Here is a 13,736-nt window from a genome sequence, read left to right as displayed (position 1 = left end):
TTAAAAATAATCAGGCAGGATTCCAAACCCAGATGATGGGTTGCCACATAAATCCAGAGCCAACGGATTGTTTGCGGATATGACCAAGGGCGGGAAAGGGTATATGGGAGCCGGCAACGAGTAACCTTTCTTGGGCAGCAAGTTCGAAGACACGTTTGCGTGTTTGCTCTGCCTCAATCGGGTTCATATCAAAAGCAACATGCCAATCAGGATGCGGCATCTGCATATAAACCATATGTACAGTATCGGCGATGTAAAAAAGCTGATCACTGCCATTGGCAATATTCAAACCAATATGGCCAGGAGTATGTCCAAAAAGCGGGACAACTTTGATACCCTGCACGATCTCATCGTCACCGATCACCGTTCGTACATTACCTTTATACCTCGCAAGCACTTCGTTAGCACCACTAACCAATCGCTGCATTCGTTGCGTGTCATTGCTCGAGCCGGCATTTGGCCAATAATCAAGTGCTTGTTTTGAGATGACAAGTTCTGCGTTTGGATAAATCTTATCGCCAGCGTCATTGAACAGGCCGCCGATGTGGTCGCCGTGCATATGCGTGATGACAATGATACCGATGTCTTTGGGTTCAAGACCGAGGCGTTTGAGATGTTTGACGGTAAGCCCATTGTTAGGCCCTACCCCGCCACCAAGCCCGGTGTCGACGAGGATGTTGATGCCCGCGGTTTGCACGAGCATCGTGTTGATTTGTGTGGGGATTTCTTTGGTGCTGAGATAATTTTCTTCAAGCACCTGATTGATCGCAGCTTCACTTGCGTTTTGCGCGAAGGTTTTGGGCGGCATCACATTTTGGCCGTCAGAAATAACGGCGCATTGCATATTACCGATATTAAATCGATAAAAGCCAGCACCCTGCAGTGCTTCTGTGGTATTTGAATTCGGCACAGACTGTGCTTGCGAACATGATTGATTGAGAAGTATTGCAGAAGCCGTCACACCGATCCCCATCGTAGTGAGGGCCGCGCGGCGTGTGAGTGTATATTGATCGTTGTTTGATGGCATAGAATATCTCCGTTTTCGATTCACTCACATTATGTTTGTTCGAGCAATTTGGATATTTAGTGCATTCCCCATGTTGATAGGTGAGTCCTTGAAGACAGCATCAATTTGTATATAAAAAAACGCCGCCAACTGTTGATGTTGGCGGCGTTTTGATGTTCTAATCAATTATTAGGCTTCAGCTAACTGAACGGATGCGGTCTTGAGGATACCTTCTTTGGTCTTGATGGTTTCGAGTTGAGCGGTGGTTGGTTCGCTATCAACTTTGAAAACCATCATGGCAGTATTGCCACGACGCGAGATGGTCATGTCAGCAATGTTGACATTTTCGCTGCCGAAGGTTGAACCAACGAGACCAATCATGCCAGGCTTATCTTCGTTAAGGAGCAGAATCATCGGGCCTTCAGGGATCATGTCCATGTGGTAGCCGTTGATCTCGACAATACGTGGTTTGAGGTCATCGTAAACGCGGCCAACGATGCGGCGAGTCTTGTCATCAGCATTGGTTTCATCGTCGACAGCGCCAGCTGGACCGGTAACTTCGATGGTGAGACCGGTGGCTTTGTCGTCGTCGGTCGTGACGGTTTTGACTTTGATACCACGAGCTTCAGCGACCTGGTTCACATTGATAATGTTAACGGGGTCGGTGAGGTGATGCTCGAAGAGGCCGACGAGCGCGGTACGTTCGATCATCGAAAGACCAGCAGCGAGCGATTTGCCTGCAAGTTCGATGGTGACTTCTGCGATGCCGCGAGTGATCATTGGGCTGAGCAGTTTGGCCATGCGATTTGAGAGGTCAACGTATTTTTCTTGAACTGGGCTGAGGTTGATCTTGAGGTTGCCCGCGTTGACGGCACCGACGATGCCTTCGCCACGAAGGTAGGTCATGCAGTTGTCAGCAGCGTCAACTGAAACGGCTTGCTGTGCTTCTTTAGTCGAAGCGCCGAGGTGCGGCGTGATGAGTACGCGTGGGTGGTTGCGTAAAGGATCATCAGCAGTTGGTGGTTCAGATGTAAAGACGTCCATTGCGGCAGCGGCGACTTTACCACTGTCGAGCGCTTCGAGGAGGTCAGCTTCATCGACGACGCCGCCGCGTGCAGCGTTAACGACGTAGAGGCCGTCTTTGCACTTGGGGTATGTTTTGGCTGAAAGGATGCCACGCGTTGCGTCGTTGAGCGGTACGTGGAATGAGATGATGTCGATGAGTGGAAGGATGTCTTCGAAGTTGTTGAACATCTTCACGCGGCCATCCATCATAGTTTCAGCATTGATGAATGGGTCATATGCAACAACGTCCATGCCGAAGGCGAGAGCGCGCTCTGCCATGGTTTGACCGATGCGACCAAAGCCGACAACGCCGAGGGTCTTGCCCATGAGTTGGCGACCGGTGTACTTGTTGCGGTCCCACTTTCCTTCGGTCATGCCTTTGTAGGCTGGGCCGATGTTACGCATGAGTGACATCATGAGCGCGAACGCGTGTTCAGCAGTCGTGATGGTTGATGCTGCGGCGGTGTTAACGACAAGGATACCTTTTTCGGTTGCGGCAGCGAGGTCGATGTTGTCGACGCCGACGCCTGCACGCGCGATGACTTTGAGCTTACCGGGGTTTTCGAGGATTTTTGCCGTGACCTTGATGCCGGAGCGGACGATCATCGCGTCGCAGTCCTGAATCAATTCTGCGTACTCTTCTTCCGTGAGACCTGGCTTGTTGACCAGTTCACAGTCATCCTGTTTGGTAATGTAGTCGAGGCCTTCTTGGGCGAGCTTATCAGCTGCCAAAATACGAAATGTGCTCATGGCTATTTCCCTTCTCTCCGATTCGTGGAGTTTGTGGAAGTTTTGATGCCGAAGCATCTGAGATAACGATAGCCGCTCCCGCCATTCTGGAGCCGGTATCGCATAACAATCTGTCAAAAATGTCCCTCTCCCCACCGATTCGATGCTGCCGCATCAACCGATCACACAGCTCCTGCAACCTTCTTAAAGGCAACCGCAGCGGCGTCAATGGTCATATTGATAACCGATTCATCGTGCTGTGTCGAAGTGAACCAGGTCTCATAGGCACTCGGCGCGAGCATAACCCCTTGGTGAAGCATACTTTGGAAAAATATTGCATATTCATCCACGCGGCAAGCCGTCGCGTCTTCGTAGTTATAAACCGGCTTATCCGAGAAGAACATGCCAAACATCGATCCCACACGTGTGGTATAGACCGAGACGCCCGCATCGCTCGCTGCTTGTTTCATGCCAAGCTCGAGTGAGGCAGTCTGGGTTTCGAGAACGCCGTACGCATCAGTGTCGCGTAAAACTTCCAATGTTGCCAAACCAGCCGCCATCGCCAGCGGGTTCCCCGACAGCGTTCCCGCCTGATACATCGGCCCATCTGGCGCTACCTGACGCATCAAATCTTCTCGCCCGCCGTAAGCAGCACAAGGCAAACCCCCGCCGATCACTTTACCCATGCACGTCAAATCTGGCATCACGCCGTACAACTTCTGAGCACAACCCAGATCCACACGGAACCCCGTCATGACCTCATCAAAAATCAGCAGCACGCCATGACGATCACACAACTCACGCACAACTTCCAAATAATCATCCTGCGGCGGCACACACCCCATATTCCCCGCAATCGGCTCAACAACAAAGCACGCCACTTCATCACCCTGCTCTTTCAGCACCGCATCCAGAGCCACCAGATCATTAAACGGCACCAGCAACGTATTCTGCGTAATCGCTTCCGGCACGCCCGGCGAACTCGGCACGCCCAACGTCGTCGCCCCACTGCCTGCCTGCACCAACAACGAATCGCTATGCCCGTGATAACACCCCGTACACTTGATCACCTTCGCACGCCCTGTCGCAGCTCTCGCCAAACGGATCGCGCTCATCACCGCTTCAGTACCCGAATTCACAAACCGCACCACATCCACGCTCGGCACCACATCTGTCACCAACTGCGCCAACTGCGTCTCTACCTCCGTCGGCATCCCAAATGTCCAGCCGCTGCGCATCACCTTGCTCATCGCAGCACTCACTACTTCCGGAGCATGCCCCAGAATCAGCGGCCCGTACGACAGCACATAATCTACATATTCGTTCCCATCCACATCCATCACCATCGCACCTTTGCCGCTCTTCACGGTCACAGGCACAATCTCATCACCCCCGCCAGCAACTGATTTGAACGCGCGCACAGGCGAGTTCACCCCACCAGGCATCACCTCTTTTGCCCAAGCAAACGCATCTCGCGACTTTGCATACCGATCCACTTTGACCTGCTCTTCATTCATATCTGGTAAGTGTATCACGATATGCAGCCCAAACACCAAAGTGCTTGAGCCGCATATTGCTTTTCCTCATTTTTTCACAAATCATTAGCTCAAAAACTTCATTGAGCCAATGCTTTCATTCCCGATAATTCAACGAATACCCCATTCCCCTCCAAGTCCGCCTCTCGTTCAATAACACCCATTCGTTTTTCGCCATCCGACCATACCTCAACCACAACCTTCCGCTCAATTGGCTTCCATCGGCCTTCCCGACCCTCAATCCAAACGCGTATATCTTTCCTCCCATTCATAACCACACGATACGTTGTTCTCAGATATTCACCCTTCTGATACCCATACCCGTCTCCCGCATCCTCATAAAGCTCTCCGAGCGCCTCACCACGTTCATCCAAAACCACCACTAACGTCAATTCATCCAACGACCGTTCATCCGTGTACTGCATCACAGGCCCCATCGGCACGATCGCCCCACCGCGCACCTTCAAGTCAGCCTGATATTTTTCATCATCAATCATTTCGCCCACCAAGGAAACACTCTCCCACACACCACTCGGCAACGCCACATCCTCAGCCCATCTTGGCACGACCATCAAATCCTGCCCAACCAAAAATGCACGATCTTCATATCGCAGCGATTGATCCTTTGCATCAGCCATAAACATCGGCCGCATAATTGGCAAACCAGTCCGACTCGCCGCTTCAAAAACCGTATAAAAATAAGGCATCAAACGATATCGCCGCTCCAAAGCAACACGCGACACATCCTCAACCACTTCACCAAACGCCCACGGCTCCTTATCATTCATCCCCTTCATTGCATGACCACGCACAAACGGGAACATCGTCCCAAACCCAATCCACTTCGCCCATAACTCACCGTCAAGCTGCTCAGAAAATCCGCCCAAGTCTGGCCCGTTAAACGGCTGCCCCGACAAACCAAGCGTCAACGTCATCGGCACTGACAACTCCATATGTTCAACCGTCGATTTGTTGTCCCCCGTCCAGGTTGCCGCATACCTTTGCCCGCCCAAATAATTCGACCGCGTCAAAACAAACGGCCGCTTCTCCGGGTTCGCTCGCATCATCCCCTCACGGCTCGCTCTCACCATCAAAAAACCATACACATTGTGATACTCACGATGCGTCCCCGCTGAAATTTCATCATCCCCCTCATGCAAATTCGTCATCGGCATCGTGTAGTCCGGCCCGCTAAATACTGCAGGCTCATTCATATCATTCCACACACCACTCACACCCTGCGCCATATAGTCCTTGTACAACCCTGCCCACCATTCACGAACATCCGCACGTGTAAAATCAGGAAACACACACGCCCCCGGCCACACATCCCCTTCATAAACCTCACCCTTCGCATCCCTCACCCAAACATCTTTCGCCGTACCACTCTCATACACCCCATACCCCGACTCATCATCCTTCTTCACACCTGGATCAATCATCCAAACCCCTTTAAAACCACGCTCATTCAGATAATTATTCAGCCCCTTCGGATCCCCAAACTTCTGCTTATCAAACGTAAACACACGGAACTCGTCCATGTAATCAATATCCATCCAGATCACATCGCAAGGCAATCTTCGCTTTCGGAACTCATCCGCAATCGCCATCACCTTTGTATCCGGCTCGTACGACCAACGACATTGCTGATAACCCAGCGCCCACTTCGGCGGCAGCTTCATCTTCCCCGTCAACTCACCCAACTTCATCAACACGTCCTCCGGCCCATCACCCTCCAACACCAACACACGAAACGGCTCCCCATCAAACGTAAACACAATCATCCCCTCACTCACCTCAACCTGTCCCCGCCAAGTCGAATCCGCAATCACACCAAACGCGCTCCCATCCTCACGCACCACCATCATCCACGGATGCGTCTGATACAATCGGCTTCCACGATCTCTTACATACGCAAAATTATCCGAGTTCCAAAACTTCGTTTTGATTCCGCTTCGCTCCAGCGGCCCCGTCACCTCACCACCGCCATATACATTCCCACCCATCGGCACATCAATCGTTGCCCGATACCGCCCCTCATTCTTCTCAAACCTCACATCTCCCTCCCCTGTTTTTTCTTCTTCGCTAAACCGTTGGATAATCGGCAGCTTCTCCACCATCATCAACGATTCATATCCCGCAACATCCACTACATCCGCCGGATAATACGCCCTCACCCCATCACGAACATAACCACTATCCCCTGTTTTTATAGGCTCAAAATTATCATCTTCACCCACCGCCTCAACAACCACATCACCTTCAAATCGAACCGCTTTCAAGCACATAAACAGGTTCGGCTCTACATGCCGCATCGGCTTCATTCGTACCTCAATCACACCCTCCTCAAGCCGCACCTCTCCAATTTCTTTTTCTTCAAAGCTCGCCCATTCATCCGTTCCAACCGTCTTCGAGCGTAGCTCCTGATCACCCACCACAAACGCATACTCACTGCCCGCGTACTCCCTTGGCACAGCTTGCGACACAAACACCTTCGCAACCCCACCCTTCACGACTCTAACTTTCCAATAGATAGAAGTATCCAGCTCATCCCAGAACCCAACAAAATCCTGACCACCCTCATGCACCAACCGCGCCTTCGGCCCATCAATCGTGACATCCAACACATCCAGCACATTGTTATCATCAACCGCCGGCCCAACCGATTGCCCCATCAACACACCAGTAAACAAACCAAGCACAATCACATGCAACAACATCAATCGCCACTGAAAACACTTCACACAGTCACCTGTCCAATCTGAATACAAATAGACACTAGCTCACACATCTTCGATATAAGATGCGCAAGCACTCAAACCAAATAACAAGTAACCCGGTAAAGGTGCTCACAATATAGCACAATTGATACACCATTCAATACAGAAATACGACTCACAGCAACTAAAGATCTGTACAAAAACAACGTGCAACACAACTAAAAAACCAAACGATAGCTCCAAGTCATCCCAACCGTGACTTTTACCAAAAAACTAATATTTTTAGTCAAACACCCCTACCCTTTACGCTTCACACCGCCCCCGGTTCGCTGCTTCATCGCGCCAGCACGTGATGCCTTCTTTCGAACACCCTTACTGCTCCGCTTCGCACCGCCTTTACCCTTCGCGCCAACCTTCTTAGCAGTTTTCTTCTTAGCAGCCTTCTTCTTCAAACCGCCCTTCTTAAAGGAGTCGCCCTTCTTCGCAACTTTCTTCTTGGTTGCCTTTTTCGTAATCGTTCGCTTTGTCTGCTTCTTATCAGAAACCGCCTTACGACTCGCTTTTTTCTTACTCTTCGTCTTGCCCTTCGGCGCCGCCGCATTCCCACCACTCACACGACCAACGCCCGGCCGCGTCTTCACCTTCTTCTTCTTCAACTCAGTCTTCTTCTTACCACCACGCGCCAAAATCTCAGCTAAATCTTCATTCTCAAAACTATGCTGTTTAATCGGGATATGCCAACCCAACAAACGCTCAATCAGCCGTAGTGCCTTCCCATCATCATGGCTCACAAACGAAATCGCATCTCCACTCGCACCCGCACGACCCGTTCTGCCAATCCGGTGAATATACGTCTCAGGATCCTCCGGCAAATCATAATTCACCACATGCGAAATATCCGACACATCAATCCCACGCGCCGCAATATCCGTCGCAATCAAAACATCAACATCACCATTCTTAAACCCGTCAAGCGCTCTTTGCCGCGCACCCTGTGACCGATCCGAGTGAATCGATTCCGCCGTAAAGTGAAACTTCGCAAGCCGCTGCACCAGCTTGTCCGCATTACGCTTCGTTCTACAGAACACAAGCACGCGCTTCAAATGCTCTTCACTCAGCAACTGCCTCAGCAACGCCGGCTTGTCCTTACGCTCAACTTCATACAAAACCTGATGCACCGTCTCCGCCGCAATCGTCTCTGGCTCAATCTCAATAAACTCCGGATCATTCAATATTGAATCAGCTAACCCGCGAATAGATCGTGGTAATGTCGCCGAGAACATGCAATGCTGCGCACCTTTCGGCAACGCTTTTTCCAATGCGCGGATGTCCGGCAAGAACCCCATGTCCAGCATCCGATCCGCCTCATCCAACACACAAATCTCGACCTTGTCCAGATTCACATACCCCTGCTCCATCAAATCAAACATACGCCCCGGCGTTGCCACCAGAATATCCACCCCGCGTTCCAGCGCCATCACCTGCCGGCCCTGCTTCACACCACCATAAACCACCGCCCGGCGCAACCCCGTATATTGCCCATACGCCTGGAAACTCTCACTCACCTGCTCCGCCAACTCGCGTGTCGGCACCATCACCAACCCACGAATCGCACGATCATCCCGCACATCCCGTCTTCGGCCCCCACCACGTTTCCCCGGCTTCTTCCCTTCCTTCAACTTCACCTTTGGCTTCGTCTTATATAGCTTCTGCAAGATCGGCAACGCAAACGCCGCCGTCTTCCCCGTACCCGTCTGCGCAATCCCCAGCACATCCTTACCTGCCATCACATCACTAAACACCTCACGCTGAATCTCTGTCGGCGTCTCGTACCCCTTCTTGCTCACTGCCCTCATCAGCGGCTCAATTAGTCCCATCTCTTCAAATCGCATCAGCTTATTTCCTGCTTTCATGTATCCCAAACCCCTCTTAAGTGTAAATCCTGCACGATTCAGCCCGCGCAGCACATCATTCTACCCGCACTCGCCCTCACACCAAAACCGCCTCATTTGCTTACCCCCCTCCTCCGCCTCCCCGTCCTCCCCCAATCCATACAATCCCACCTTTTACCCATCTCCACTCACCCGCGCCACCACAGCTCCATCGCCTTCAATTCTGCACTTTTTCACCTACCTATTGGACATTTCTCCGCCGCATGCTTTACTTCAAACAGTTCACACAAACGAAGCAAACCGCGTGATGAACGCCAACACCCTCACCACGCAAAACGCTTCACTTAAATGCTCTTGTTTGAACGAAAACTCACAACCGATTGCCGCGTTTGGGCAACCATCCATCCAAACCAACCGCCCAAACGCACCCGCAATCAAACACGCTTTTTCGATCAATTCATGGGACTTGATCCAGAGACCAAAGCAGCCAGCCTGCGACACTCCCCTCAACTTTCGTCATCGCGCCACTAGTCAAAAGTGAGCCATGATGAAGGACGCATTAAAAGAGACACAAACTATCTTTCTCCTCCAAGGCATGAATCCCTACTCATGCCTTTTTCTATGCGCCTTCCCCTCTAATATAGTCTCCACAACACCAGCCCCTTCCTTCAAGCCCGCCACCACCGGTGACTAGTCGCTTTCCCAACACACAACCAATCGCCTGCAAACCACCCTTCAATTCCCCTACTCATACAGCTTCGCCTCTTCCTTGAATTTGTACTGTAACACACGATTCGCACACTCCAGAAATTTCGCCGTGCAAGGCGTCGACAGCGAATAAAAAACCTGCAACCCATCCTTACGACACACCAGCGCCCCGCTCTTGAGCAGCACACTTAAATGCCGCGATACATTCGACCGCTCCGACCCCACATACTCCGCGATATCCGCCACACACGCCTCATCCTCTGTCAGAAAATCGACAATCCCCACCCGGATCGGGTGCGCAATCGACGCCAACATCTCCGCCTGCTTCTCATATCGCTTCTGATCTTTTTTGTTCATTTTTCGCATCTTTACATATTTTTTATTTAAAGACCCATACATCCACTGTTCATCATTCAAACACGCCTGTCGTATACACACCGCTGCCAAACCTTCAAACCACCCTCTCAATCCCCCGCCTAATTGTTCAATTCTATCGTAAGTCACAATAATATGCTTGAATTACTATGTGATTATTTTATCATATACTCACGAATAGTCGATCATGATTTTGGAAATTGACTCATACATAGAAACGCAAACACCAAGCACGCAAAAACAGAATCATCTAAATCATTCGCCGCAGGAGAACCAACATGAACAACGCCCTTCGCAACCGCTGGAACCCCTATGTCGTCGGCATCGGCATCGGCGTCCTCAGCTGGATCGTCTTCGCCGGCTTCGGCAAAGCCATCGGCACAAGCACCACACTCGCCAAAACCGCCGGCCTCGCCACCGCTATCGTCGCTCCGCAGCACGTCGAAGCCAACACCTACTACGCCAAATACTTCAACCCACCTAAAAAACACATGTTCGATTGGCAATTCTTCCTCGTCATTGCCATGCCCGTTGGCGCCTATATCGCCGCCAAACTCGCACGCCCCACAAAACCCTACAAAACAAGTGTCCCACCACTCTGGGAACAACGCTTCGGTCCCTCCAAACTTAAGCGCTACACCGCCGCATTCCTTGGCGGCGTCATCATGCTCTTCGGCGCACGCATGGCCGGCGGATGCACCTCAGGCCACGGCATATCTGGCGGACTCCAACTCGCACTCGGCTCATGGACATTCTTCTTCGCCATGTTCGGATCCGGCGTCATCACCGCCTTCCTCCTCTTTGGCCTAAAACCCGTATCACAACCCTCTATCTAATTATCTATTAGACTAACATTAGGCCTATTCAAGTAATCAAAAACCTCCCCACAAAGGAGCAAACATTAATGTTTACCATCACCTCCCCATTCCTAATCATTGCCGGCCTCGCCACGGGACTCGTCTTCGGATTCCTCCTCCAAAAAGCACATGTCACCCGCTACCACACCATCCTCAATCAATTCCTCTTCCGTGACTACACCGTCCTCAAAGTCATGCTCACCGCCATTATCACCGGTGCCGTCGGCATCTGGGGCATGCGGTCTCTCGGCCTTGACTTCCCCATGCACGTTAAGTCCGCCGCACTCGCCGCCAACATCGTCGGCGGTCTCATCTTCGGCATCGGCATGGCTCTCCTCGGCTTCTGCCCCGGCACCGGCATGGCCGCACTCGGCGACGGCTCACGCGACATCTACCCCGGCATCCTGGGCATGATCGTCGGCGGCGGCATCTACGCTGAACTCTACCCCTCAATCTCCGCCAATTTCCTCAAAGCGCTCGGCATCACCGCCGAAATCGCCGGCAAAACCACCACCAAAGTCACACTCGTTGACCTCACCCAAATCTCACCCTGGTACTTCATCCTCGCTCTCATCATCATCGCACTCGCCGTCTTTACACTCATCGAAAAAGTACTCGAACCCAAAACCCAAAAACATTCCAACCCACCAACCACACAAGCCGCCACAACCACTACCTAACCAACGCTTAGGCCATCTCATACACACCGACCATGCCCAAACAGCAAGCAACTCAAATCCTCCATCTCAACACAATAGCCCATTTCTTAAATTGAACAACGCTTAAATAATCACACAAAAAGATCCTTCCCTCGTCCCCTCGAGTCACGCTGAGCCACATCCCCGGCTCAGCGTTTTTTCATACCCCGCACCCCCATCATTCTTCACCCATACGCCGCGACCGTCCGCCCCGCAGGCGGCACCATCATCCCGCTCGCCGACAAAAAGAATAAACTCACCCCCGGTATATGCGTACACATCACATGCGCACCATGATTCAACGCTTTCAATTCATGCACAAACACCCCCATACCAAACTCATTCAGCCGCCCCACCAATCTCTCAATCTGATCTGCAACACTTACCGCCTCCTGCAAAATCAAACCATCATCTCCCACCTCTTCGTATCCCCGCCACGAATACCCGCTTTTCTTTTGATACGCCCCAACATCAAACCGAATGCACTTCGAATACCGCTCATCATGCCGTACCCGCTCAAGATCCCGCTCAATCATCGCCAACCGTTCCCGCTCATATGCTCCCGTCGCATACACAATCTGCAGCGCCTCATACACCGCACGTTTCACCGCAATCTCTCTATTATAGCGAACATCCAAAGCCCGGCGTCCCCACCTCACTACCACCATAGACACCCTTACCCTTAAAAACAGCACCAACCACAGGCACACCAATATCCGTCGTTGCATCAATCAACACACATTCCCCGCCAACATGCCTTTCCACTCGCCCTAATTCGCCCTGTAAATTCGGTGGTAAACTCGCCATATCAATCACCGGCAACCCCCCATCCTCACCTTCATCACAATAAAAATACCGGTACAACAAAGCACCATATCCATCCCGTTCAATCCCCTCATTAATCCCATGCAATACCGCATCTTCACGCCGCATCCCCGATGCAACCCCGCTATTACTACAATACTTCATCATATACGCATATAATTCAATATTCGCATCCTCACACACATACCTCTCATCTAATAGCAAGTTAGGCGACCAAAAAAAGACAGGCAAAACTAGCTCCCTCTCACCACCCCACTCTTTAATCGCCGTGCAATACACCCGCTGATCCGGAAACTCACGCAGCATTTCCAAACCCAGATGCCCCTCTCCTACACCGCCGCATTCCGCCTGATCCGCCAAAGCATGCGTCCCCATCACAACCATCTCTTCAGGCCCAGGCAAATTCTGTTCACTATACAAATGCTCAATCGCCTCAAAAAACGCGCCCGCTTCGCAGAATGGATCCCCCCCTTTCCCCGTCCCCGCCACCACTCATTGCCCCCCATCATCCAACACCCTCACCTCACTGATTGGCAAATACCCCCCATGCATCCGCAACTCATAACCATACCCCAAATCAGATAACTCCCGTTTCGCAATCCCAATCGCCCGCGCCGCTCCAACACTCCGTTCATAATCCTGACTAACCATTATCAATCCTCATCAAGAAATACTTAACATCTAATCAACCCATAGACCCTGAATACGCCTATAAAAATAAGCAGCAACGACTCTCGCCATTGCCGCTTTCATTATTTTCTCTCGTCTTGCTTCAATCGGCATACACCAATCATCAAGACTTATCCGAAACCTTCGTGTTCTTATTGTTCGCACGCACATTCGATTTGTTGTTATTACGAATCAAACGGATTTCTTTTTCATTCAACTTATTATTGTTGTTTTCAGAATCCGCGAGCTGGCAACAAATGCCCGTACCACTGTAACATGAACCCATAACACATACTCCGTAATGAATGACACGCATTGCATGCCCATATATTTTAAAATTGTGAATCAATGCTCTCGTCCCAACATACATCCATTAGGACGAATTAAGCACTGCGATAGTACGCTTACCTCCAATCCAATCAACAATCCAATTTCACCAACTCCCTCATGGCAACCCCTATACCATGCAAATTCGAGAAGCCCCCAATCCTCAAATTCCACAACATTAAACCGACTATCGCTTATTTTTACCCCTCACACATAACAGCTCCCTAGTAGCATCCCTGATCACAACCCAATCCCATGCTTCGAAATCCTTACCCCATTGATCCAACAATTCGAGCTTGCATTGCGACTCATCCACCCAAAATCAGTGAC

The 13,736-nt window shown here is 51.2% G+C and carries 13 protein-coding genes; 2 read left to right on the top strand and 11 right to left on the bottom strand.

Annotated features, from left to right (window positions below; genetic code table 11):
- Positions 1–10 precede the first annotated feature (10 nt).
- The 7 genes from KS4_RS02670 to KS4_RS02645 all read right to left on the bottom strand — a co-directional run bounded on the left by KS4_RS02670 (position 11) and on the right by KS4_RS02645 (position 10,159).
- Complete coding sequence (locus KS4_RS02670) at positions 11–1,027, bottom strand: MBL fold metallo-hydrolase (protein ID WP_145074256.1); 1,017 nt, start codon at positions 1,025–1,027, stop codon at positions 11–13.
- Between the two features lie 168 nt (positions 1,028–1,195).
- Positions 1,196–2,821, bottom strand: a complete 1,626-nt coding sequence (serA, locus tag KS4_RS02665) for a phosphoglycerate dehydrogenase (protein ID WP_200761494.1) — start codon at positions 2,819–2,821, stop codon at positions 1,196–1,198.
- Positions 2,822–2,982: 161 nt separating this feature from the next.
- Positions 2,983–4,296, bottom strand: a complete 1,314-nt coding sequence (gene hemL / locus KS4_RS02660) for a glutamate-1-semialdehyde 2,1-aminomutase (RefSeq protein ID WP_200761737.1) — start codon at positions 4,294–4,296, stop codon at positions 2,983–2,985.
- Between the two features lie 119 nt (positions 4,297–4,415).
- A complete protein-coding gene (locus KS4_RS02655) occupies positions 4,416–7,079 on the bottom strand; it encodes a TIM-barrel domain-containing protein (RefSeq protein ID WP_145074250.1) in 2,664 nt (887 codons plus the stop codon).
- 272 nt (positions 7,080–7,351) lie between these two features.
- Positions 7,352–8,968 carry a DEAD/DEAH box helicase gene (locus tag KS4_RS02650; RefSeq protein ID WP_145074247.1) on the bottom strand — a complete coding sequence of 539 codons (1,617 nt, stop codon included), beginning with the start codon at positions 8,966–8,968 and terminating at the stop codon, positions 7,352–7,354.
- Positions 8,969–9,229: 261 nt separating this feature from the next.
- On the bottom strand, positions 9,230–9,448 hold the full coding sequence (locus KS4_RS17840) for a hypothetical protein (RefSeq protein WP_234698843.1): 219 nt from the start codon (positions 9,446–9,448) through the stop codon (positions 9,230–9,232).
- Between the two features lie 243 nt (positions 9,449–9,691).
- The gene (locus KS4_RS02645) at positions 9,692–10,159 is read right to left on the bottom strand and encodes an ArsR/SmtB family transcription factor (protein WP_145074244.1); all 468 of its coding nucleotides are present in this window, start codon (positions 10,157–10,159) and stop codon (positions 9,692–9,694) included.
- A gap of 149 nt (positions 10,160–10,308) precedes the next feature.
- On the opposite strand from KS4_RS02645, the gene KS4_RS02640 reads away from it, so the two are divergent.
- Positions 10,309–10,866 carry a YeeE/YedE thiosulfate transporter family protein gene (locus tag KS4_RS02640; protein ID WP_145074241.1) on the top strand — a complete coding sequence of 186 codons (558 nt, stop codon included), beginning with the start codon at positions 10,309–10,311 and terminating at the stop codon, positions 10,864–10,866.
- 68 nt (positions 10,867–10,934) lie between these two features.
- Positions 10,935–11,567, top strand: a complete 633-nt coding sequence (locus KS4_RS02635) for a YeeE/YedE thiosulfate transporter family protein (protein ID WP_145074238.1) — start codon at positions 10,935–10,937, stop codon at positions 11,565–11,567.
- 203 nt (positions 11,568–11,770) lie between these two features.
- Here KS4_RS02635 and KS4_RS17990 read toward each other — a convergent pair whose 3' ends face one another.
- From KS4_RS17990 to KS4_RS17440, 4 genes are all read right to left on the bottom strand, one after another.
- Positions 11,771–12,223, bottom strand: a complete 453-nt coding sequence (locus KS4_RS17990; RefSeq protein ID WP_200761493.1) for a YcaO-like family protein — start codon at positions 12,221–12,223, stop codon at positions 11,771–11,773.
- A complete protein-coding gene (locus KS4_RS17985) occupies positions 12,207–12,902 on the bottom strand; it encodes a YcaO-like family protein (protein WP_145074232.1) in 696 nt (231 codons plus the stop codon). Before KS4_RS17985 ends, KS4_RS17990 begins: the two co-directional genes overlap by 17 nt.
- On the bottom strand, positions 12,903–13,061 hold the full coding sequence (locus KS4_RS17445) for a hypothetical protein (protein ID WP_200761492.1): 159 nt from the start codon (positions 13,059–13,061) through the stop codon (positions 12,903–12,905).
- Positions 13,062–13,203: 142 nt separating this feature from the next.
- Positions 13,204–13,365 carry a hypothetical protein gene (locus KS4_RS17440; protein WP_200761491.1) on the bottom strand — a complete coding sequence of 54 codons (162 nt, stop codon included), beginning with the start codon at positions 13,363–13,365 and terminating at the stop codon, positions 13,204–13,206.
- Positions 13,366–13,736: the final 371 nt, after the last annotated feature.

The sequence above is a fragment of the Poriferisphaera corsica genome (genome assembly GCF_007747445.1).
GTDB lineage: Bacteria > Planctomycetota > Phycisphaerae > Phycisphaerales > Phycisphaeraceae > Poriferisphaera > Poriferisphaera corsica.
This window is presented reverse-complemented; position numbering and strand designations above follow the sequence as displayed.

What these genes read in the sequence shown, in the direction of transcription:
- KS4_RS02670 (WP_145074256.1), bottom strand. Translation starts at nt 1,027, where the DNA reads ATGCCATCAAACAACGATCAATATACACTCACACGCCGCGCGGCCCTC.
- serA (WP_200761494.1), bottom strand. Translation starts at nt 2,821, where the DNA reads ATGAGCACATTTCGTATTTTGGCAGCTGATAAGCTCGCCCAAGAAGGC.
- KS4_RS02650 (WP_145074247.1), bottom strand. Translation starts at nt 8,968, where the DNA reads ATGAAAGCAGGAAATAAGCTGATGCGATTTGAAGAGATGGGACTAATT.
- KS4_RS02640 (WP_145074241.1), top strand. Translation starts at nt 10,309, where the DNA reads ATGAACAACGCCCTTCGCAACCGCTGGAACCCCTATGTCGTCGGCATC.
- KS4_RS02635 (WP_145074238.1), top strand. Translation starts at nt 10,935, where the DNA reads ATGTTTACCATCACCTCCCCATTCCTAATCATTGCCGGCCTCGCCACG.
- KS4_RS17445 (WP_200761492.1), bottom strand. Translation starts at nt 13,061, where the DNA reads ATGGTTAGTCAGGATTATGAACGGAGTGTTGGAGCGGCGCGGGCGATT.
- KS4_RS17440 (WP_200761491.1), bottom strand. Translation starts at nt 13,365, where the DNA reads ATGGGTTCATGTTACAGTGGTACGGGCATTTGTTGCCAGCTCGCGGAT.